Annotated in this window: 18 protein-coding genes and 3 tRNA genes; 9 read left to right on the top strand and 12 right to left on the bottom strand. The window is 59.5% G+C overall.

Annotated features, from left to right (window positions below; genetic code table 11):
* Window positions 1-62: 62 nt before the first annotated feature.
* The 6 genes from rsmG to rpmH all read right to left on the bottom strand — a co-directional run bounded on the left by rsmG (window position 63) and on the right by rpmH (window position 3,865).
* On the bottom strand, window positions 63-797 hold the full coding sequence (gene rsmG / locus ACR0P8_RS01945) for a 16S rRNA (guanine(527)-N(7))-methyltransferase RsmG (RefSeq protein WP_432623139.1): 735 nt from the start codon (window positions 795-797) through the stop codon (window positions 63-65).
* A 524-nt stretch (window positions 798-1,321) separates the two neighbouring features.
* Window positions 1,322-1,852, bottom strand: coding sequence for a protein jag (locus tag ACR0P8_RS01940; RefSeq protein ID WP_026646651.1), 531 nt, complete (start codon window positions 1,850-1,852; stop codon window positions 1,322-1,324).
* A gap of 126 nt (window positions 1,853-1,978) precedes the next feature.
* A complete protein-coding gene (gene yidC / locus ACR0P8_RS01935) occupies window positions 1,979-3,016 on the bottom strand; it encodes a membrane protein insertase YidC (RefSeq protein WP_432623137.1) in 1,038 nt (345 codons plus the stop codon).
* The gene (gene yidD, locus ACR0P8_RS01930) at window positions 3,016-3,348 is read right to left on the bottom strand and encodes a membrane protein insertion efficiency factor YidD (protein ID WP_432623135.1); all 333 of its coding nucleotides are present in this window, start codon (window positions 3,346-3,348) and stop codon (window positions 3,016-3,018) included. The genes yidC and yidD overlap by 1 nt, the downstream gene beginning before the upstream one ends.
* Window positions 3,345-3,710, bottom strand: a complete 366-nt coding sequence (gene rnpA / locus ACR0P8_RS01925) for a ribonuclease P protein component (protein ID WP_432623133.1) — start codon at window positions 3,708-3,710, stop codon at window positions 3,345-3,347. Before rnpA ends, yidD begins: the two co-directional genes overlap by 4 nt.
* 20 nt (window positions 3,711-3,730) lie before the next feature.
* Window positions 3,731-3,865, bottom strand: a complete 135-nt coding sequence (gene rpmH, locus ACR0P8_RS01920; RefSeq protein ID WP_003807168.1) for a 50S ribosomal protein L34 — start codon at window positions 3,863-3,865, stop codon at window positions 3,731-3,733.
* Between the two features lie 317 nt (window positions 3,866-4,182).
* On the opposite strand from rpmH, the gene dnaA reads away from it, so the two are divergent.
* The 7 genes from dnaA (at window position 4,183) to ACR0P8_RS01885 (ending at window position 14,935) form a co-directional block, all read left to right on the top strand.
* Complete coding sequence (gene dnaA, locus ACR0P8_RS01915) at window positions 4,183-5,709, top strand: chromosomal replication initiator protein DnaA (protein ID WP_432623129.1); 1,527 nt, start codon at window positions 4,183-4,185, stop codon at window positions 5,707-5,709.
* Between the two features lie 523 nt (window positions 5,710-6,232).
* On the top strand, window positions 6,233-7,357 hold the full coding sequence (dnaN, locus tag ACR0P8_RS01910) for a DNA polymerase III subunit beta (RefSeq protein WP_432623127.1): 1,125 nt from the start codon (window positions 6,233-6,235) through the stop codon (window positions 7,355-7,357).
* A gap of 138 nt (window positions 7,358-7,495) precedes the next feature.
* A complete protein-coding gene (gene recF / locus ACR0P8_RS01905) occupies window positions 7,496-8,740 on the top strand; it encodes a DNA replication/repair protein RecF (RefSeq protein WP_432623125.1) in 1,245 nt (414 codons plus the stop codon).
* Window positions 8,740-9,225 carry a DUF721 domain-containing protein gene (locus tag ACR0P8_RS01900; RefSeq protein WP_432623123.1) on the top strand — a complete coding sequence of 162 codons (486 nt, stop codon included), beginning with the start codon at window positions 8,740-8,742 and terminating at the stop codon, window positions 9,223-9,225. The genes recF and ACR0P8_RS01900 overlap by 1 nt, the downstream gene beginning before the upstream one ends.
* 239 nt (window positions 9,226-9,464) lie before the next feature.
* Window positions 9,465-11,591 carry a DNA topoisomerase (ATP-hydrolyzing) subunit B gene (gene gyrB / locus ACR0P8_RS01895; protein WP_432623121.1) on the top strand — a complete coding sequence of 709 codons (2,127 nt, stop codon included), beginning with the start codon at window positions 9,465-9,467 and terminating at the stop codon, window positions 11,589-11,591.
* A gap of 48 nt (window positions 11,592-11,639) precedes the next feature.
* A complete protein-coding gene (gene gyrA, locus ACR0P8_RS01890) occupies window positions 11,640-14,318 on the top strand; it encodes a DNA gyrase subunit A (protein ID WP_432623119.1) in 2,679 nt (892 codons plus the stop codon).
* Window positions 14,319-14,392: 74 nt separating this feature from the next.
* Window positions 14,393-14,935, top strand: coding sequence for a DUF3566 domain-containing protein (locus ACR0P8_RS01885; RefSeq protein WP_432623117.1), 543 nt, complete (start codon window positions 14,393-14,395; stop codon window positions 14,933-14,935).
* 277 nt (window positions 14,936-15,212) lie between these two features.
* Here ACR0P8_RS01885 and gdhA read toward each other — a convergent pair whose 3' ends face one another.
* Complete coding sequence (gene gdhA, locus ACR0P8_RS01880) at window positions 15,213-16,559, bottom strand: NADP-specific glutamate dehydrogenase (protein WP_432623115.1); 1,347 nt, start codon at window positions 16,557-16,559, stop codon at window positions 15,213-15,215.
* A 379-nt stretch (window positions 16,560-16,938) separates the two neighbouring features.
* Between gdhA and ACR0P8_RS01875 the strand changes: the two genes are divergently transcribed.
* Window positions 16,939-17,385, top strand: a complete 447-nt coding sequence (locus ACR0P8_RS01875; protein ID WP_432623113.1) for an MscL family protein — start codon at window positions 16,939-16,941, stop codon at window positions 17,383-17,385.
* A gap of 130 nt (window positions 17,386-17,515) precedes the next feature.
* Here ACR0P8_RS01875 and ACR0P8_RS01870 read toward each other — a convergent pair.
* The 3 genes from ACR0P8_RS01870 to ACR0P8_RS01860 all read right to left on the bottom strand — a co-directional run bounded on the left by ACR0P8_RS01870 (window position 17,516) and on the right by ACR0P8_RS01860 (window position 17,778).
* Window positions 17,516-17,588, bottom strand: a tRNA-Ala gene (locus tag ACR0P8_RS01870).
* Between the two features lies 1 nt (window position 17,589).
* Window positions 17,590-17,662 (bottom strand) — tRNA-Ala (locus ACR0P8_RS01865).
* A gap of 42 nt (window positions 17,663-17,704) precedes the next feature.
* Window positions 17,705-17,778: transfer RNA gene (locus ACR0P8_RS01860), tRNA-Ile, on the bottom strand.
* Between the two features lie 218 nt (window positions 17,779-17,996).
* Here ACR0P8_RS01860 and ACR0P8_RS01855 point away from each other — a divergent pair.
* Entirely contained in the window at window positions 17,997-18,656 is a 660-nt protein-coding gene (locus ACR0P8_RS01855; protein WP_432623155.1) for a M48 family metallopeptidase, read from the top strand.
* Here the strand turns inward: ACR0P8_RS01855 and ACR0P8_RS01850 are convergent.
* Window positions 18,634-19,998: a hemolysin family protein gene (locus tag ACR0P8_RS01850; protein WP_432623111.1), complete on the bottom strand. Its 1,365-nt coding sequence runs from the start codon at window positions 19,996-19,998 to the stop codon at window positions 18,634-18,636. The genes ACR0P8_RS01855 and ACR0P8_RS01850 overlap by 23 nt on opposite strands.
* 146 nt (window positions 19,999-20,144) lie before the next feature.
* A complete protein-coding gene (locus tag ACR0P8_RS01845) occupies window positions 20,145-20,846 on the bottom strand; it encodes a carbonic anhydrase (protein WP_432623109.1) in 702 nt (233 codons plus the stop codon).
* Window positions 20,847-20,947: the final 101 nt, after the last annotated feature.

Here is a 20,947-nt window from a genome sequence, read left to right as displayed (position 1 = left end):
ATTTTCGAAGCGTTCCAACGATTGTGGATAGTGTGGATAACTTGCGCCGTTTTGTGGATAACTTATCGCTTATCCACCATCAGGACATGCGTCGATTCAAGTCCGGGCCCGACTTCAGCATCCACCACACGCGAATGGATTCCGCCGTTCTTCGAAATCTCCTTGGCCGCCTTGACGATCTCATCCTGCGCGGAGCGTCCTTTCAACGCGACCAGACGTCCGCCTTTGTCCAGCAGCGGAAGCGTCCATCCGGACAGCTTGGTCATCGGAGCGACGGCACGGCAGGTCACCACGGCGAAAGGATGGGTCATGTGGATGGGATTGCCGTCAAGATCAACGGCTTCCACTCCCCTGCCCTTTCGTCCTCCCTTCGGACCTCGGACGGCATCGATCACCGCGTCGGCACGGGAACGCACGATGGAGACGTTCTCCAAGCCCATCTCCTCGACGCATTCATGGAGCCATTCGACACGGCGCTCCATCGGCTCCACCAAGGTGAATCGATGGTCCGGAAGGCAGGCGGCAGCCACGATGCCTGGGAAACCACCACCGCTGCCGATATCCGCAACCGTCTTGAACTGTCTTTTCGCCGTGGCCTCACGCACAAAGGGCACAATGGCGGCGGAATTCAGGATATGACGCTCCCAGATGATGCCGACGTCCCTCGGCCCAATCAATCCACGCGGCTCGCCTTCCGTGGCGAGTTTCACGTGAAACACCTTAAGCTTGTCCAACGCATCGCCAAGCACTTCCTCAAGAATAGGCGATCCGTCCAATTCGTCATGCACATCACTCATGGTCACCATCCTATATCCCATTCCCTCCCTCCCACCACGTGACACACAACCCCAGCCCCATTATTTGCATTCCCTTCCCTCCTCGCCCCACGTCACACGGCGAAGGCCCAAAGTCTAGAAAGATGTCTCCAACCTCAAAGGCACTTACGATCCCCCAGGTAAACGTCTCTCCCAAAGCGAAAGCTTGTACCTCCAGCCAAAGGCGCTTATAGAAACAGGGTTGCGAAGCTGTAATACCTCCGGCCATAAGAACGCTTACAAGCCCCAAGTCAATCGCCACCCAAAGCGAAGGCCGCCATATTCCGTTCCCGACCGTAAGCTTGGCCGAACGGCCTTGAGTGTGTCGGGAACGAAATATGGCGGCCGCAGCGCACTTAAAACAGCAAATAATAATTGCGGCCTGGAAAAGAATCCACAGAAAAGCCCGACATGCCAGATTTACTTTTCCTGGGAAAATCCAACAAAAAAGCGCCACTCAAACGAGCAGCGCTTAAGTGTGTTTCACGTGAAACCAGTGCGGCTTTTCAGCCTTCGTCATCAATATCATCGATGTCATCGACCGCGGAGGCCTTGACGTACACCGTGACGTAACGATGCGGCTCCTCACCGTGGGAACGCGACTTCATACCCTCTTCGCGCACGACATCATGGACGATCTTGCGCTCGAAGGAATTCATCGGCTTCAAATCCACCGGTTCGCCGGTCTCACGGGCCTCGTCGATGGCATCCAAGGCGAGGTCGTGCAGACGCTGGCGCTTGCGCTTCAGGAAGCCGTCGACGTCCACGATGAGGTGGGAGCGTTCGCCGGTCTTCTGCTGCACGGCAAGGCGGGTCAGCTGCTGCAACGCGTCGACCACTTCCCCGTTGCGTCCGATCAGATGCTTGATGTCGGTATCGTCGTCGGCGACGATCTGCACCATCGGACGATTGTTGCGCACGCCCATTTCTATATCGCCTTCGTAATCGGCGATGTCGAGCAATCCTTCGAGATAATCGGCAGCGATATCAGCTTCCTCATTGAGCTGATCGATGGTCTTCTCATCATCTTGCGCCATGGTTCTGTACTCCTTTGAGCGGGGTTCTTGTTATTCAAGTCTAGCGATTGTTGTGTATCACGTTGGTGACCGCATATAAAGCGGTGTGTCCTGTGTTTCACGTGGAACACAGGACACACCCAATACTTATTTCTTCTTCTTTTTCTTGCGACTCGGCTGCACGCGCTGGTAGCCGTTCTTTTCCTTGTTCTCGGCGGCTTCCTTGGCCTTCTGCAGCTCCTCCTCCTCGAGGGACGGCAGGCCGGCCTTGGCGCGGCGGGCGTTCTCATGGGCATGGTCGCGCTTCTCCTTCGCTTCGGCCGCGGGCGAGCCCGGGGTCGGGAAGACGTGGATCTGCCAGATGGAACGCAACAGGTTGCAGATGTTGTTGGTGAGCCAGTAGACCAGCACGGCGAACGGCATGGTGATACCCGAGAAGATGTACATGATCGGGAACAGCCACAGCATCATCTTCTGCATCATTTCGGTCTGCTTGTTCGCAGCGGTCTGCGCCATATTGCGCTTCATGCTGTTGTACTGCATGAACCACAGGCAGAAGCACATCAACGCGACGAAGATGGCGATGACCACCTTGCCGTACACGGCTGCCGTGGTGAAGTTCTCGGCCACGTTCACGCCGAACACCGTGGTGGAGGTGAATTCCTTGGCCGTGGCGATGTCGAAGGCGCCAAGGCCCTGTCCGTTCCTGAATTTGCCGCGTGCGATGTACGGGATGGCCGACAGTGTGTAGAACATGCACATGAACACGGGGCCCTGCACGAACATAGGCAGCATGGATGTGCAGCCACCCATCGGATTCGCGTCGTTGTCCTCATACAGCTTCATGAGCTCGCGCTGCATGGCCTCTTTGCTGGCCGGATCGTTCTTGCCCTTGTACTTGTTCTGGATGCGCTGCATCTTGGGCTGCATGACAGCCATCTGGGACTGCATCTTGCGCATGCCCTTCATGGACTTATAGAAGAGCGGGAACACGCACGCCTGGACCACAATCACCAGGAACACGATGGACATGACCCACGAGAAACCGATCTCGTTCATGCCCAGCATCACCAGGAACTTGTGGAATACGGCCATGATCTGCGTCATAAGCCACTCGACAGGGTACAGGAGCTTATACAGCCAGCCCCAGAAACCACTGTCGAGGAGGAATTGATCTTGATTCATTACAGGCCATTCTCCTTATCGCCTATAGGTTTTTCTACGTCCAGAGGCGTGAGTCGAGGCTCCTCGTGTGCCTTCGACCACGAACATCTGTAAAACAAGGAATAGAGCTGCGGAACATCGTCGATCCCACCACGGTTCCATTGATTGCAGCGAAGAAGGCGCAATAACGCAAGAAGGCCACCCTTAAGGCAGCCAAATCGTTCAATCGCCTGAATCGCATAATTCGAGCAGCTTGGATAATACCGGCATCGGGGTGCGGTACGGGCGGAAATATGCTTTTGATACCAGCGGATGAGCTGCACCGTCCAATGACGACGGCGATGTTCGCTCATTGATGCTGGGCGGTTTTACGCTTCACCGCTTCAAAACATGCCGCTATCTGCTGCTCGAGCGACAAAAAATCGGCACGTGCGGCACTTGGCTTGGCGCGCAACACGATATCGCAGGATTCAGGTAATAGAGATTCGTATTTCCGCGCAAGCACGCGGAAACGCCTTTTCACAGCATTACGCGTGACCGCGTTGCCAACGGCTTTGGAAACGGCCAGGCCTATACGACGACCATGCACCGTCGTGGTATCGCCCGTTACGGCATCGTCGCGCATCAGATAATGCACGACGATGTCCTCACGCGATACCCTACGACGGCGTTTGAGCACCGCAACGAAATCGCGATGGCTTTTCAGCCGTTCCACCGCTCTATGCCACTAAAAAATCAGGCAGCGAGGGACTTGCGGCCCTTGGCGCGACGACGGTTGATCAGAGCGCGGCCCGCGCGGGTGCGCATACGCTGACGGAAACCGTGCTTCATGTGACGACGGCGGTTGTTCGGCTGGAATGTCCTCTTCATAATTAATGCTCCCGGTGTTTTAGCCATGCCAAGGCACGGCTCCTCATGAGTCAAGCTCTACTAAATTACTCTGACCCCTGAACAGAATGAAATTCCCAACCGTTTCCTTCACATTTTTATGGGGATTCCCCACGAAGAATAATCCACAGAATCGTTGCTATTCCGCCGAATTCCCCACAAAAGTTATCCACAAATCACATCAACGTTATTCACAATTCAGGTTTTTCAACACGCGCCCCGGTGGATAACCTGGGGAAAAAAGAGTACAAATATACAGTTGCACCGTAATGGCACGTCTATCGAGAAAGGGGTTATCCGTGGCCGAAAATACGACAACAGACCCTCTCGAACAGGCTCGTGGGGTATGGTCCGACGCTCTGGCGTTGCTGCATCAGAATCCATCGCTGTCCGTGCGGGACAGAAGCTGGCTGGAAAACGTCTATCCGGAAGGCATGTGGGGTCCCACCATCATGTTGTGCGTCCCCTCCGCCGCAGCCCAGCAGGCGCTCCAGACCGAACTGAACCAGCCGCTGATGGAGGCGCTGCGCGAATCGGCCGAACAGGACATCTTCCCCGCATTCAAAATCGTGGAAAAGCCCGCGAAGCCCGAACCGGCGCCCATCGAAAACTATCCGCGCTTCTCCCCCGTGAAATCTCCGGCAAAAACGCCGGTGAAGACGCCCACGAAGGCACCCGCAAACGAGACTACGCAGGGCCAGCTGCCGATTCCGACGACCATGCCGCCGGAACATCACAACAACTTCCAAAGCGGCCAGAACAGGCCTTTACTCGACCCTGAGACCCATCTGAACAAGAACGCCACCTTCGACACCTTCGTGCCAGGCGATTCCAATCGTTTCGCGCGTACCGTGGCGCTGGCCGTGGCCGAAGGATCGGGGCATGATTTCAATCCTTTGTGTATCTACGGCGGCTCCGGCCTGGGCAAGACCCACCTGCTGAACGCCATCGGCAACTACGCGCTGGTCAAGGACCCCAACCTCAAGGTACGCTATGTGACCAGCGAGGAGTTCACCAACGAGTTCATCGAGGCCCTGGCGGACACCAACCAGAGCTCCGGACAGATCAAGGAATTCAACCGCCGCTACCGTGAGGTGGACGTGCTGCTCATCGACGACATCCAGTTCCTGAGCGGCAAGGACGCGACGCTTGAGCAGTTCTTCCATACGTTCAATACCCTGCACCAGGCCAACAAGCGCATCGTGATCGCCTCCGATGTGCCACCGAAGGACCTGCAGGGATTCAACGAACGTCTGATCTCCCGCTTCGAATCCGGTCTGACCGTCGACGTTAAACCGCCGGATTTGGAGACACGAATCGCCATTCTGCGCATGATCGCGACCATGAACGCGTCCGATATCCCCAATGACGTGCTCAATCTCATCGCGGAACGCTTCACCGAGAACATCCGAGAGCTTGAAGGCGCTCTGAATCGTGTGACGGCCATGGCCTCGCTGAGCAACCAGCCGGTCACCCGGGCGTTGGCTGAGCAGACTTTGCAGGACTTCTTCACCACCGATGTGGAGATCAAGCCCGCGGACATCATCAGTCAGGTGGCGAAGTACTTCTATCTGACCTTCGATGACATCGTGGGCCGGTCCCGCACCAAGAAGATCGCGTTGGCACGTCAGATCGCCATGTATCTGGTGAGAGAGCTGACCAGCATGAGCCTCAACGACATCGGGTTGGTGTTCGGGGGCAAGGATCACACCACCGTGATGCACGCGTACACCCGCATCAACGATGAGATGCAGGAAAAGCAGGAGATCTACAACTACGTGACCGAGTTGACCCTGCAGCTCAAGCAGAGGTCGAACGACAAGTAATCGCGTAATTGCGCATAGTCATCGATAGCTATTTATAGCCGTTCAGGCGTTGTCCCGTAACGTTTTTCTCATGGTTAGTAAATAATTTACCAACCTTTTTACTTAACGCTTGACACGCCGGCGTGTGAAGCATTTTATTTCGAGTTATCCACAGGGATATCCACTTTCCGCGGAAAAATCTGTGGAAAACGCGTTGGAAACGCCGCCGGAGCCGGTGGGCAAATCGTGGACTATTCACCGCAAAATGTGGATAACTTTTCGTCGCACTTTTGCCTGTGGATAAGTACCATGTTTGTCCACACTCTGTTCCGAAGTTATCCACAGAAAGCTACTGGCAATGAACCGTTGTGGAATCTGGGGTAACAGCGGTTATCCACACTATCCACAGGGCTTATTATTACGGAAGTAGGATTTTTCTTAAGCTAATCATCAAAACCATAAAGCGGGGAATTCCCCACGCTTTTTCTCCCGTATGCCGCTTCGCTAGAATGGCATGTGGAACGAACGAAACGAGGAATACCCCATGAAAGTCGAAGTCAATTCCCAAGCCCTTGCCGACGCCGTGGCATGGACCACACGCGTCATCGATGCCCGTCCAGCAGCGCCAATTCTCGCGGGCATCCGTCTGGAAGCCATTGACGGCACCCTCCAGCTTTCCGCTTTCAACTACGCCATCTCCGCCCGCCATCACATCGAAGCCGGCATCGACGAAGCCGGAAGCGTTCTGGTTCTGGGCAAACTGCTCGCCGACATCACCAAATCCCTGCCAGCCGCCAAAGCCTATCTCTCCACCGACGGCTCGACCATGACCATCACTTCGGGCAAATCGACCTTCACCATGCAGCTCATGCCGGAAAGCGAATATCCGGATCTGCCTGTGGTTCCGCCGACGCTTGGACAGGCCGACTCCGCCGCCTTCGCGCAGGCCGTCAATCAGGCTTCCGTCGCCGTCTCCCGTGAAGAGAATCGTCCCGTTCTCACCGGCATCCGCGTCCAATTCCAAGGCGACAAGGTCATCATGAGCTCCACGGACCGCTTCCGTCTGGCCCGTTCGAGCTTTGCCTGGAATCCGGCCGATCCAACCATCAGCACCACGGCTTTGGTCCGCGGCTCCCTGCTTCGCGACGTGGCCCGCTCCCTGGACGAGCATCAGGACGTCATCATCGATTTCGATGCCGAAAATCCGTCTCTGCTTGGTTTCGAAAACGCCGGCCGCGTATCGACATCGCAGCTCATCGACGGCGAATTCCCGGCCGTGGATCGCCTGTATGCCGACGAATACCCGATTCAGGCGGTCATCAGCAAGCAGGCCCTTGTCGACGCCATCAAACGTGTGTCCTTGGTGGCCGAGCGCAATGCCCCGATTCGCATGATGTTCACCGGCCAGGAGCTGACTTTGGCCGCAGGTGCTGCTGACGAGGCCCAAGCCAAGGAAGTCCTCGACATCGACATGGACGGCGAGGACATCACCGTGGCCTTCAACCCGTCCTACCTGGTCGAAGGCCTGAGCGCCATCAGCGAACCGTTCGTGCGCATGAAGATGACCACCGCGGTCAAGCCCGTGGAATTCAACGGACAGAAGGAAGCCGACTCCGACGAATCCATGGACTACCGGTATCTGCTGGTGCCGATGCGCTTCAACAGCTGAGTCCGTTCCCCGTTGGTTGGCTGCGAAAGTCCACTGTTTTTGCAACCAACCAACGGCAGTCCAATCGCCGCATCCTGCCCCCTCCAAACTGAACTTTTATACTTTCATCTCCAAATCCTCCAAAGGTTTTGACGTTCCATGCATATTTCCCGTCTCGCGCTTGACCACTACCGGTCCTGGGAGCATTGCGTAATCGATTTCGAGCCGGGAATCAACATTCTTCAGGGATCCAACGGTCTGGGAAAGACCAATATCGTGGAAGCCGTGGAAGTGCTTTCCACCGGATCCAGCCATCGCACCTCATCGTCGTTGCCGCTTATCGAAAAGGGACACCCCTCCGCCACTATCCGAGCCAATGTGGAAGGCACGGACGGACGGCGTTCGTACGAAATCACCATCGCCGCGCGTGGGGCCAACAGGGCGCGTGTGGATGGCGGAAAATCGCAGTACATGCGGGACATCGTAGGAACGGTGCCATCCGTGTCCTTTACCCCCGAAGACCAGCGTCTGGTGTCGGGCGACCCCGCCACCAGACGGAACTTTCTCAACCAGGCGGCATCGCTGCTGCTCCCCCGCTATATGCAGTCGTTGCAGCAGTTCACGCATATCGCCAAACAGCGCGCCGCGCTGCTCAAACAGCTTTCGGATGGTTCCGGACTCGATCCCGAATACGGGCGCCAGGCCGTGCTGAGCGGCCTGGAGGTGTGGACCGGGCAATTCATCGAAATCGGCATGCAGGTGACGCGGGACCGCAACGAAGTGATCGGACGGCTACGCGAGCCCTTCTCACGGATTTACGAGGCACTGGCAGGGGCCGGCGAAGTGGCCGACCTGTCATACGAACCATCCTTCGACGAAGTGATGCTGTACGACGAGCCCGCGGCGGAAATCAGCCGTCATTTCCAGCGGATCTACCCCGGCGAAGTGGCCCGAGGGCAGAATCTGATCGGCCCGCAGCGGGACGACCTGACCTTGCTGCTCAACGATATGCCGGCCCGCGAATTCGCCTCGAACGGCGAGATGTGGACGATGGCTCTGGCTTTGAAAATGGCGCTGTACGAGATGGTTTCCGCACAGTGGGAAACCAAACCGATCGTGATTCTCGACGATGTGTTCGCCCAGCTCGACGAATCCCGACGCGGGCAGATACTCGATTTCGCCGAGCGGCAGGATCAGGTGCTCATCACCGTCGCCGCGGCGAGCGACATTCCCCAAAGCGGGGCGCATATCATCGACGTCGCCTCGTTGCGGCGCGCGCAATCGCAGGAAATGGACGGCGATGTGGCCGCGATGGCGGCGCTGCTTGCCGCCGGACGTGGAGGACGTACACAGGCTGCGCAGTCGCGGACGGAGCAATCGCAGGGCAAGGATGGTGAGGACTGATGCCGGAACCGCCGATTTGCGAGATCCTGAAACTCGACCAACGCAAGCTGCCGGCCGAGGTGTTCGAGCACGTCAGCAAGCGCGCCGGACTCCTCAAACAGCGTGAGGAGAACGCACGCAAGGCATGGGAAAGCTTCGGCAAACCCGGACGCGATCCGGTGACGATGGGGAGCCTTTTCAACATTCTGGCGCAGAACGGCGCCTGGATCCCGCATCTGAAGATGGCCCAGATGCGGAACCATTGGGATAAGGTCGTGGGCGATGCGAACGCGCTGCACTCCTACCCCGTCAGCCTGCGTGACGGCGTGCTGACGATCCGTTGCGACAGTCCCGCATGGACCACCACGTTGTCATATATGGTGCCGGAGCTGACCGATACCATCCGCAAGAATCTCGAGGGGCTGACCATCAACGAGGTGAAGGTCACCGGCCCGCAACAGCAGGGATTCAGCCGTGGGCATATCTCCAAGAAGATTCGGTACTGACAGGCACCTTCGTATAGGCCTTATAGACACCTTTTCATAGGTGCCTTTTCCGGCGTGCGCCGGATGGTCGTTCCGGATATTTCGGAGCGTAAAACGGCGATATTCCGAGGATAAAGTCTCTCGCCCGCTGTCCCCCTCCATGAGTAGAATATCAAGCAGTGTATGTAAACGCCTAGAAGGGGCCTTTATTTGCGTTCTAGGTGGTATCACCTGCGTAAATGACCCTGACGGCGGGGTAAATGCAGGAAGGAATCTCTGTGGCAGACCTTGACGCGGATTCGCTGAACGAATCAGCTGAAAACACGCAGGAAGATCAGATTCAGGATCAAATCCAGAACGATCAGCTCGAAGACGCGCAGCTCGACGACTCGTTGTCGCCGGAGCATTACGACGCATCCGATCTGAGGGTTCTGGAAGGCCTTGAGGCGGTGCGCATCCGCCCGGGCATGTACATCGGCTCCACCGGTCCCCGCGGCCTGCACCATCTGGTGTACGAGATCGTCGACAATTCCGTCGACGAGGCGCTGGCCGGCTACGCTTCGCATATCGAAGTGACGATTCTGCCGGACGGCGGCGTGCGTGTGGTGGACGATGGCCGAGGCATTCCGGTCGATGAGGTGCCGGGAGAAGGCATCTCCGGCGTCGAAACCGTGATGACCAAGCTTCACGCCGGCGGCAAGTTCGGTGGCGGCGGATACGCGGTCTCCGGTGGTCTGCACGGCGTGGGCATCTCCGTGGTGAACGCACTGTCCACCCGCGTGGACATCGAAGTGCGCCGCCAGGGCTTCCACTGGACCCAGACCTACATCAACCAGAAGCCGACAGCGCATCTGGCCAAGGGCCGTCCGATGGAGGAAGGCGAATCCACCGGCACTTCCGTGACGTTCTGGGCGGACGGCAAGATCTTCGAAACCACCACGTACGATTTCGAGATTCTGCGTAACCGTTTCCAGCAGATGGCGTTCCTGAACAAGGGACTGAAGATCTCACTCACCGACCTGCGCGAACCCGATCAGGCCGGCGACGAGGTGTCCGGCGAGGACAACGACGGCGAGGACAAGTTCCAGACCGTCACCTACCAGTACAACGACGGCATCAAGGACTACGTCGACTACCTGGTGAAGTCGCGCAAGGCCACTCCGGTGGAACCGGACGTCATCGATTTCGAAGCCGAGGACCTCAAAATCGGCATCTCCGCGGAAATCGCCATGCAGTGGACCACCGCGTACTCCGAAGCCGTGCACACCTTCGCCAACACCATCTCCACCACCGAAGGCGGCACCCACGAGGAAGGCTTCCGCGCTGCGCTGACCTCCCTGGTCAACCGCTACGCACGCGAGAAGAACATCCTCAAGGACAAGGACGAGAACCTCTCCGGCGACGATGTGCGCGAAGGTCTGACCGCAGTGGTGTCCGTCAAGCTCACCAACCCGCAGTTCGAAGGCCAGACGAAGACCAAGCTCGGCAACTCCGAGGCGAAGACCTTCGTGCAGCGCGTCATGACCGACAAGCTCGGCGACTGGTTCGACGCCCACCCGAGCGAGGCCAAGAACATCATCCAGAAGGCCATCGAAGCCTCTCGCGCGCGTCTCGCCGCCAAGAAGGCGCGTGAGAACACCCGCCGCAAGTCGATCTTCGAATCGGCTGGCATGCCGGACAAGCTGAAGGACTGCCAGTCCAACAATCCGGAGGAATGCGAGCTGTTCATCGTGGAGGGTGATTCCGCAGGCGGCTCCGCCATCCAGGGACGCAACCCGATCACGCAGGCCATCCTGCCGCTGCGAGGCAAGATCCTCAACACCGAACGCGCAAGCCTCGACCGCATGATGAAGTCCGACACCATCGAATCGCTGATCACCGCCGTCGGCGGCGGCTACGGCGAGGATTTCGACCTCAACAAGGTGCGCTACCACAAAGTCATCATCATGGCCGATGCCGATGTCGACGGCGCCCATATCGCAACCCTGAACCTGACGCTGTTCTTCCGCTACATGCGTCCGATGATCACCGCCGGCTACGTGTACGTGGCCATGCCGCCGCTGTACCGCCTCAAGTGGACCAAGGGCCCGCACGACTTCGTCTACACCGACGCCGAACGCGACCGCGTGCTCGCCGAAGGCAAGGCGGCCGGACGTCAGCTGCCGAAGGGCGAAGGCATCCAGCGGTACAAGGGTCTGGGCGAGATGAGCTACCAGGAGCTGTGGGAGACCACCATGGACCCCGATCACCGCATTCTGAAGCAGGTGCAGATCGAGGACGCCGCGGCGGCTGATGAGACCTTCTCCATGCTCATGGGCGACGAAGTCGAACCCCGCCGTCTGTTCATCCAGCGCAACGCGCGCAACGTCAGCTGGATCGACGCGTAAGGGCTTCCAAGGACTTCTTTCGAGGACTTCTAGGCAAGGATTAAGAAATTGGCAGACGAAAACAACAACAACGAAGACGGCCAGTTTGTGCCGGACGGCTCCATGGAGCCGCTGAGCCCGCAGGAGGCCGATAACACCGATTACGGCCTGATGGTGGGCGAACGTGTCCAGAAGAAGGATCTGCAGCAGGAGATGCGCGAATCCTATCTGGCATACGCCATGTCCGTGATCGTCGATCGCGCGCTCCCCGACGTGCGCGACGGCATGAAGCCGGTGCATCGCCGTGTGATCTACGCGATGTACGACGGCGGCTATCGTCCCGACCGCGGCTATTCCAAGTGCGCTCGCGTGGTCGGCGAGGTCATGGGCAAGTACCATCCGCACGGCGATTCCGCCATCTACGGCACTTTGGTGCGTATGGCGCAGTCGTGGTCGATGCGGTACACGCTGGTCGACGGACAGGGCAACTTCGGCTCCCCCGGCGACGATCCGGCAGCTGCAATGCGTTACACGGAATGCCGTATGGCGCCGCTCGCCATGGAAATGGTGCGCGACATCGACAAGGACACCGTCGATTTCCTGCCGAACTACGACGGCAAGACCCAGGAGCCGACCGTGCTGCCGGCCCGTTTCCCGAATCTGCTGTGCAACGGCTCGTCCGGCATCGCCGTCGGCATGGCCACCAACATCCCGCCGCACAACATGCGCGAGGTGGCCGAAGGCGTGCACTGGGCCCTCGACCATCCGGACGTCAGCCGTGAGGAGCTGCTCGACAACCTGATCCGCATCATCAAGGGACCGGACTTCCCTACCGGCGCGACCATCCTCGGCCACAAGGGCATCGAACAGGCCTACCGCACCGGCCGTGGCCTGATCACCATGCGCGCCGTCGTGAACACCGAGGAGATCAAGGGCCGCATGTGCCTGGTGATCACCGAGCTGCCGTACCAGGTGAACCCCGATCGTCTGGTCGTATCCATCCGCGAAGCGGTGCGCGACGGCAAGATCCAGGGCATCGCCGACATGCGCGACGAGACCTCCGGCCGTACCGGCCAGCGCCTCGTGCTGGTGCTCAAGCGCGACGCCGTGCCGAAGGTCGTGCTCAACAACCTGTACAAGCATTCCCAGCTGCAGCAGACCTTCGGAGCCAATATGCTGGCTCTGGTCGACGGTGTGCCGCGCACGCTGAGCCTCGACGCGTTCATCCGCCATTGGATCAACCACCAGCTCGAGGTCATCGCACGCCGTACCGCATACCTCAAGCGCGAGGCCGAGGAGCGCGACCACATCCTGCAGGGCTATCTGAAGGCCCTTGACATGATCGATGAGGTCATCGCCCTCATCCGTGCCTCCGAGTCCGCTGAGACCGCCCGTACGGGCCTTATGGACCTGCTTGACGTGGACGAGGTGCAGGCTGACGCCATCCTGGCCATGCAGCTGCGCCGCCTGGCCGCCTTGGAACGCCAGAAGATCCTCGACGAGCACAACGAGCTCATGCGCAAGATCGCCGACTACAACGACATCCTCGCCAAGCCGGAACGTCAGCGCAAGATCGTCGGTGACGAGCTTGACGAAATCGTCGCCAAGTACGGCGACGAACGCCGCACCAAGATCCTGCCGTACTCCGGCGAGATGAACGTCGAAGACCTGATCGCCGAAGAGAACGTGGTGGTCACCGTGACCCACTCCGGCTTCATCAAGCGCACCAAGGCCGACGAATACCGCGCCCAGCACCGCGGTGGCAAGGGCATCAAGGGCGCCAAGCTGCGTGAGGACGACGTGGTCGATCACTTCTTCCTGACCAGCACGCACAACTGGCTGCTGTTCTTCACCAACAAGGGACGCGTGTACCGCCTGAAGGCGTACGAGCTGCCGGAAGGCTCCCGCGACTCCAAGGGCCAGCATGTGGCCAACCTGCTGCAATTCGGCCCGGATGAGACCATTCAGACCGTGCTGTCGATTCCGAACTACGACGTGGCCAAGTATCTGGTGCTCGCCACCCGTTCCGGCAAGGTCAAGAAGACCGCGCTGGCCGAATACGACTCCCCGCGCCAGGGCGGCCTCATCGCTGTGCGCCTCATGACCGACGAGAACGGCGAGAACGCAGACGAGCTCATCGGCGCCGCGCTGTGCAACGCGGATGACGACATCATCCTCGTCTCCAAGCAGGGCATGAGCCTGAAGTTCGAAGCCAACGACGAGCAGCTGCGCCCGATGGGCCGTCAGACCGCCGGCGTGCAGGGCATGAAGTTCCGCGACGGCGACGAACTGCTGGCCATGGACGTGGTGTGGGGCGACTCCGACAAGGACCTGCTCGTGGTCACCAACGAGGGCTTCGCCAAGCGCACCGCCATCAGCGAATACCGCCTGCAGGGCCGTAACGGTTACGGCGTCAAGGCCGTGCAGCTCGCCGAAGGCCGTGGCTCCCTGGTGGGCGCCGTGATCGTGGAGGAAGAAGACCAGATCATGGCCATCATGAAGTCCGGCAAGGTCATCCGTTCCAACGTGGCCGAAGTCAAGCGCACCGGACGTACCACCCAGGGTGTGACGCTCGCCAAGCCGGACAAGAACGACGAGATCATCTCCATCGCACGCAACGAGGAGACGGACGAGGACGAAACCGCGGAATCCCAGGAAACCGCGGTCGCCGAATCGCAGGAATCGCAGGACGGAGCCGCCGCGCAAGCCGCTGCCGAGCCGGGCGATGGCGAGACGGCGACGGCGTGAAAGCCACGCGGCCAATCGTCTGTGAAAACTGATAGCCTCAGCTAGAAACAGGCAAGATTTTGCAAGGAGCAACGATGAGCGAGAACAACAACAGAGAGCAGTCGCAGGAGGGCCAGAGCGCCCCGCGCGTGGCTCGTTCCGCTTCCAGCCAGCCATTGATCGGCAAAGAGCAGATCAAGGCGCATGAAGGCGTTTCTGCGGCTTCGACCAGTGGTGTGAAGGTCCGTGACAAGGTGGCTCGTCGTAGCGCGCCGCGTGCCCGTCGCATGAGCCTGTCCCTGACCCGTATCGACGCCTGGTCCGCAGCCAAGGTGGCGTTCATGCTGTCCATAGCGGTCGGCATCATCCAGGTCGTTGCAGCGGCTTTGCTGTGGACGGTTCTGGACGTGGCCGGCGTGTTCGACCAGGTGACGCAGATCGTCTCCTCTACCGGCCTTGACGCGGGTGGATTCGATCTTGCCAACGTGCTTTCGCTGAGCACCGTGCTGAGCGCGGTCACCATTTTCTCGATCGTCGAAGTGGTGCTGATTACCCTGCTGGCGGTCATTGTGACGTTGCTGTACAACGTGGTGAGCACGTTGGTCGGCGGCGTGCATGTGACGCTCGGCGACGACTGATTCGGCTGACCACACAATCTGCGACGCAAACGGCCCGTACCGGTATGGTACGGGCCGTTTTTTGTATGCGCGGGCAGGTTTTTATGTGGCTCGAATGTCCGTTTCTGCAGAATCGGACACTGGGGATGGCAAAAGGACGGCAGCAAAAGGACGGCAGCGGGCCATAACGGGCAGCAAAAAGCCGGTCCGCATCAATCGGGTATCGGAATACTCTGGATACCCGAATCGATGCGAACCGGCTTGGAAAGCCGAAACGGTGCTCAGCGAATCACGGCGATCACAGCACGCCCTGGGCGACCATGGCGTTGGCGACCTTGACGAAGCCGGCGGCATTGGCGCCGAGCATCAGATCGCCCTCATGGCCGTATTCCTTGGCCGCTGCCAGGGAGTTGGCGACGATGGTCTCCATGATGGACTTGAGCTTGTTGTCCACCTCTTCGAAGGTCCAGCTCAGGCGGTAGCTGTTCTGGCTCATCTCCAGACCAGACACGGCCACGCCACCGGCGTTGGCAGCCTTCGCCGGGCCGTACAGCAGGCCGTTCTCCTGGTATACGGCGATGGCTTCCGGAGTGGACGGCATGTTGGCGCCTTCGCACACGACCTTGCAGCCGTTGGCGACCAGAGCCTTGGCGGATTCGCCGTCGATCTCGTTCTGCGTGGCGCACGGCAGCGCGATGTCGCACGGCACGGTCCACACGCCCTTGCAGCCCTCGTGATATTCGGCGCCCGGAACACGCTCGGCGTATTCCTTGATGCGTCCGCGGTGACCCAGCTTGATGTCCTTGACGATATCGAGCTTGATGCCGTCCGGATCGTAGACGTAACCGTTGGAGTCGGAGGCGGTGACGACCTTCGCGCCGAGGGCCTGGGCCTTCTCAGTGGCGAAGATGGCCACGTTGCCGGAGCCGGAGATGACCACGGTCTTGCCTTCGAAGGAATCGTTCTTCAGGACGCGCAGAGCCTCCTGGGTGTAGTAGCACAGGCCGTAGCCGGTGGCCTCGGTACGGGCCAGAGAGCCGCCGAATTCAAGGCCCTTGCCGGTCAGCACGCCGGAATACTCGTCGCGGATGCGCTTGTACTGGCCGAACAAGTAGCCGATCTCACGGGCGCCGACGTTGATGTCGCCTGCGGGAACGTCGGTGAACTGGCCGATGTGACGGCACAGCTCGGTCATGAAGGCTTGGCAGAAGCGCATGACCTCGGCGTCGGACTTGCCCTTCGGATCGAAGTCGGAACCGCCCTTGCCGCCGCCCATCGGCAGCGTGGTCAGGGAGTTCTTGAGAATCTGCTCGAAACCGAGGAACTTGATGACGCCCTCGTTCACGGTCGGGTGGAAGCGCAGACCGCCCTTGTACGGTCCGATCGCGGAGTTGAACTGGATACGGTAGCCGCGGTTCACCTGGACCTTGCCCTCGTCATCGGTCCATGCGACGCGGAACTTCACCACGCGCTCCGGCTCGACGAGGCGCTCGAGCACGCCCGCCTTCTCATACTCCGGGTGCTTCTCAACCACGGGCTGAAGGCTTTCGAAGACTTCGCGAACGGCCTGCAGGAATTCCGGCTGATCGCCATCGCGCTTTTCGACCTGCGCATACACGCGCTTGACGTACTCATCAGTGAGCATATTTTTCCCCTTCGGGATAGTTGGGTTATCAATAAGGCGATTTCATTCTATGTGCATGGTCGAGGGACACACAAGATATTGCTCAGGATTTGGCTGGAGCATGCCGGCACCCGTGTCCGTGGAAATATCCGCACTTGGAACGTCCGATTCTGGAGAATCGGACACGTGGAAGCGCGCGGAGGGGCTTTGAGTGTCCGTTTCTCCAGAATCGGACATATGGAGGTATGCGGAGGAGCCCTGAGTGTCCGATTCTCCAGAATCGGACACTGGGCGTATGGATTCGGGCGGGTTATGGCGGATATAGGATGGATTCGGAAGAAGGAGAGACTTGTCCATTGACGCGATTCACGGAATCGCGAATACAGAACAGGAGCAAACCATGTTTGAAGGATTCAAGAAATTCATCGCACGCGGCAATATGATCGATATGGCCGTCGGCGTCGTCATGGGCGGTGCCGTTACCACCGTGGTCAACGCGATCGTCAACAACGTCATCAACCCATTCATCGCCATGATCTTCGGCAAGCCGAACATGGATGGACTGCTGGCGATCACGTTCAACGGCGCGACCGTCTCGTTCGGCGCGGTGCTGGGTGCGGTTCTGAATTTTCTCATCATTGCCGTCGCCGTCTATTTCTGTATTCTGGTGCCGATCAACAAATTCCGTGACATGACCGAGGCGCTGCTTGCCAAGACCAAGCTTGCCGAGCAGAAGAAGGCCGATGAGGAGGCCGCGACGGCGGAGCCCACCGCCGAAGAGCAGACCGTGATACTGCTGCAGCAGATTCGGGACGAGCTTGCCAAACAGAACGCTCAGAACGCCTAGAAAATCTGGAGAGTCTGGAGCGGCGCTCGCAATCAAGCGGCGCCTCTCCCCCGCCGGCTTCGCCGGCACTTGTTGACGTTTGTTGGCAGGTATGAAAAAAGGCTTCCGAATCATCGGAAGCCTTTATCTGTGGAGCTAAGGGGATTCGAACCCCTGACCCTCTCCATGCCATGGAGATGCGCTACCAGCTGCGCCATAGCCCCGTGGAGCTAGCCGGGTTCGAACCGGCGACCCTCTGCTTGCAAAGCAGATGCGCTACCAGCTGCGCTATAGCCCCATAGGTGAAAAAAGCGGCCTCGCCGCTTCCTTACCATCTACGTGGGCCCGGGAGGACTTGAACCTCCGACCTCATCCTTATCAGGGATGCGCTCTAACCACCTGAGCTACGGGCCCAACTTGCTGTGTCTTGAACACAACGAATTGAAATAATACTTGAACTGTATGGAAAGTCAAATGCGACTCGTTTTTCGGCGTGTCGTGACATAATGCGAGGCATGACGAACGGACAGCGCGGCAGCGGAAAAACAATCGGCCGCAACGGCAGGGGAGCGGAACATCGCGGAAACGGCCGCAATCGCGTGATCTCCACAACGGTGACGGACATCGCCGGAATGCGCGTGACCATCGTAAGAAAACCCATCAAAAACATGTATCTGCGCATCAAGCCGCCGAACGCGAATATCGTCGTTTCCGCGCCGCAGCGGATGGCGGAGAGCGCCATCGAACGATTCGTGACGGAACGCAAGCCATGGATCGAACGGGCGCGACGCGCCATGCTGCAGGCCAGGGATGCGCAGATCGCGGCGCAGAACGCGTCAGAAGACGGCTTCCAGCGCGTGGATGGCTCCGCTGGTACTGGAATGGCAGGAACGGGCGATTCCGGCTTCCATGGCCCGTCCGACGATCCACGCACGTATCCGCATACGTTCGTCTGGACGGATGCGAACAAGGCGCGGGCCAGACGCAACATCGAATCGCAATTGCCGACTTTGCTCGCGAAATGGCAGCCGATCATCGGGCGTGGGCCGACGCATATCACGCTGCGCGTCATGACGTCGCGTTGGGGATCGTGCACGCCGCGGACTGGACGAATCAGGCTCAACTTGCAGCTTGGTTTAATGGCCCCCAGATTCCTTGAATACGTGCTTGTGCATGAGATGACCCACTTGTGGGAGAACGGGCACGGAGAGGGCTTCCAGAGGCGTATGAGCGCCTATCTGCCGCAATGGAGACAGTTGCGTCGGGATATCAATCGGCACGTGGTGCTGTAGGGGAGGATTTGCCGGACTGACCGGTCTCATCGGTCTCGTCAGGCTGTCCGGACTGGTGCCGGCGCACCTCCAACGTCTCGATGCGTCGGCCGTCCACCTTGGTGACGATCATGTCGTAACCGTCATCGGACGGCAGCACGTCGCCGACCTCGCCCATCTTGCCGGTGTGCGCCAGGAAGTAGCCGGCGACGGTCTCGTACGGGCCATCCTCCAACTCGATGCCCGTCAAATCCGCGAAATCCTCAATCGTCATGCCGCCTTCGATGGTGGCCACGCCATTCACGAAAGCGGTGCGCTCGGTGCGTTCGCCGCCTTTCTCCTCTGGCAGATCGTATTCGTCGCGGATATCGCCGACCAATTCCTCGGTCATGTCCTCCAATGTGACGATGCCGTCGGTGCCGCCGTACTCGTCGATGACCACGGCCAGATGGATGCCGCGCTTGCGCAGTAGTTCGAGGCTTGGCAGCAGCTTGGACGTGCCCGGCAGGGAGATGCCTTCGCGCGTCACGTCGGCGACGGTCTTCGCCTTCGGATCGCGGATATCGAGCAGGTCGCGCACATGCACGAAGCCGAGCACGTCGTCGAAGTCCTTGCCGGTGACGGGGTAGCGGGAATACGGCATCTCACGTACGTATTCAGCGGCCTCCGCGAGCGGCATGGAGCCGTCCAGGAACGCGACGTCGGCACGCGGGCGCATGACTTCCGCCACGATGGTCTCGGACGCGTCGAACACGTCGTCGAGGATGGTACGTTCGTCCTTGCTCAGGTTGGTGTTGGTGTTGACCAGCACGCGCAGCTCGTCGTCGGACACCTCGCTGTCGGTCTCGTTCGGATCGAAGCCGAGCAGGCGCACGATGCCGTTGGTGTTCTTGCCGATCAGCCAGATGATCGGCTTGCAAACCTTGGCGAACACATGAATGGCCGGCACCACGGCGCGCGCGATCTGCTCGTTGCGCTGCATGGCGATGCGCTTCGGCACAAGTTCGGAGATGACGATCGAGCAATACGAGATGATCAGCGTCAGTGCGATGGTGGTCAGCGGGGCGGCCACGGAACGCGGCACCCCCCAGCTTTCGACGACCGGCACGACGTACGGTGCGATCGACGATTCGCCGAACGATGCGGACAGGAAGCCGGACAGCGTCACGCCGATCTGCACGGTGGACAGGAAGGTGTTCGGGTCGCGGGCGATCTGCGCCACACGCTTGCCGCGGGCATCCTCCTGCTCCATCTGGTCGATTTGCGATCCGCGCAGGCTGACCAGTGCCAGCTCGGTTCCGGCGAACACGGAGCCGAGCAGCAGGAATACGAAAATCAGGAGGATGTTCAAACCAAGTGACATGGTTCCAATCTAAGGCAACGGCATGTCAAAGCGGGGGAGAGGCCACGGACGGCGGACGTGTGGATGGCGTGTACGGCCGACGGTTGCCGGCGGACCGCCAATCGTCGGCAACCAACTGACAAGCGTCGGCAACCAACCGCCAATCGTCAGAAGCTCAGGACCTCGACCTTGCCGGAATCAAGCTGGTAGCGCGCGCCGGTGATCATTAGCCGGTCCTCGGCCAGCGCCTTGCGGATCACGTCGGAACGATCCACCAGCTCTTCGATGGTGCGCGCGATGTGCACGCGTTCGAAATCCTCCGCCGATTCAAGTTCCGATTCATGCGCCTGCCAAATCGACAAGCCGACGGTGCGCAGCATCAACGATTCCGCGTTGAGGATATGTTCGTCGAGATCGGCGATGCTGTCGGCCGCCATCAGGGAATCCTCCGCGTCGGCCGTCAGCTCGTGAAGCAGCGCCTCGTATTCCTTGCTTGCCTGCTTGATCGCACCGCAATTCTGGTGCCCAAGCACCACCAGAAGCCGCACGCCAAGCACGTCCACCGCGTATTCCAAGCTGGCGATCACGGCGTCGTCGATGACCTGTCCGGCCGTGCGCACGGTGAACAGGTCGCCGATGCCCGAATCGAAGATGATGTCGGGGCTGACGCGCGCGTCGGAACAGCTCAGCACGGCCGCGTCCGGATCATGCATGTCGACGGCCGCTTCCCGGGCCTCCACGCCACGGTTCGGGTGTTCCGGCTTGCCTTCCGCGAATCTGCGATTGCCGGCCAGCATACGGCTCCATACGCCGCTGGCGGTGCCTTCGACCTCGTCCTGGTTCACAAACAGTTCGTCATCGTCTGTCATTGCCAATTCCCTCCGCTGTGTCGGCTACCGCTCATCATACGGTTCAGTCTGCACGTTTGCTGGACGCGTGGTTTGATGTGCGATCTGGTCAGATAGTACGC

This window comes from Bifidobacterium sp., assembly GCF_050874245.1.
Classification (GTDB): Bacteria; Actinomycetota; Actinomycetes; order Actinomycetales; family Bifidobacteriaceae; genus Bifidobacterium.
The sequence above is the reverse complement of the archived record's forward strand: the minus strand, read 5'-3'. Positions and strand labels throughout refer to the sequence as shown.

Excerpts from the sequence above, each read along its gene's own strand:
- ACR0P8_RS01940 (WP_026646651.1), bottom strand. The coding sequence starts at position 1,852 with ATGGCGCAAGATGATGAGAAGACCATCGATCAGCTCAATGAGGAAGCT.
- rpmH (WP_003807168.1), bottom strand. The coding sequence starts at position 3,865 with ATGAAGAGGACATTCCAGCCGAACAACCGCCGTCGTCACATGAAGCAC.
- ACR0P8_RS01845 (WP_432623109.1), bottom strand. The coding sequence starts at position 20,846 with ATGACAGACGATGACGAACTGTTTGTGAACCAGGACGAGGTCGAAGGC.
- gyrB (WP_432623121.1), top strand. The coding sequence starts at position 9,465 with ATGCAGGAAGGAATCTCTGTGGCAGACCTTGACGCGGATTCGCTGAAC.
- ACR0P8_RS01885 (WP_432623117.1), top strand. The coding sequence starts at position 14,393 with ATGAGCGAGAACAACAACAGAGAGCAGTCGCAGGAGGGCCAGAGCGCC.
- ACR0P8_RS01855 (WP_432623155.1), top strand. The coding sequence starts at position 17,997 with ATGCGCGTGACCATCGTAAGAAAACCCATCAAAAACATGTATCTGCGC.
- recF (WP_432623125.1), top strand. The coding sequence starts at position 7,496 with ATGCATATTTCCCGTCTCGCGCTTGACCACTACCGGTCCTGGGAGCAT.
- dnaN (WP_432623127.1), top strand. The coding sequence starts at position 6,233 with ATGAAAGTCGAAGTCAATTCCCAAGCCCTTGCCGACGCCGTGGCATGG.
- yidC (WP_432623137.1), bottom strand. The coding sequence starts at position 3,016 with ATGAATCAAGATCAATTCCTCCTCGACAGTGGTTTCTGGGGCTGGCTG.
- ACR0P8_RS01900 (WP_432623123.1), top strand. The coding sequence starts at position 8,740 with ATGCCGGAACCGCCGATTTGCGAGATCCTGAAACTCGACCAACGCAAG.
- gdhA (WP_432623115.1), bottom strand. The coding sequence starts at position 16,559 with ATGCTCACTGATGAGTACGTCAAGCGCGTGTATGCGCAGGTCGAAAAG.
- ACR0P8_RS01875 (WP_432623113.1), top strand. The coding sequence starts at position 16,939 with ATGTTTGAAGGATTCAAGAAATTCATCGCACGCGGCAATATGATCGAT.
- rsmG (WP_432623139.1), bottom strand. The coding sequence starts at position 797 with ATGAGTGATGTGCATGACGAATTGGACGGATCGCCTATTCTTGAGGAA.
- yidD (WP_432623135.1), bottom strand. The coding sequence starts at position 3,348 with ATGAGCGAACATCGCCGTCGTCATTGGACGGTGCAGCTCATCCGCTGG.
- ACR0P8_RS01850 (WP_432623111.1), bottom strand. The coding sequence starts at position 19,998 with ATGTCACTTGGTTTGAACATCCTCCTGATTTTCGTATTCCTGCTGCTC.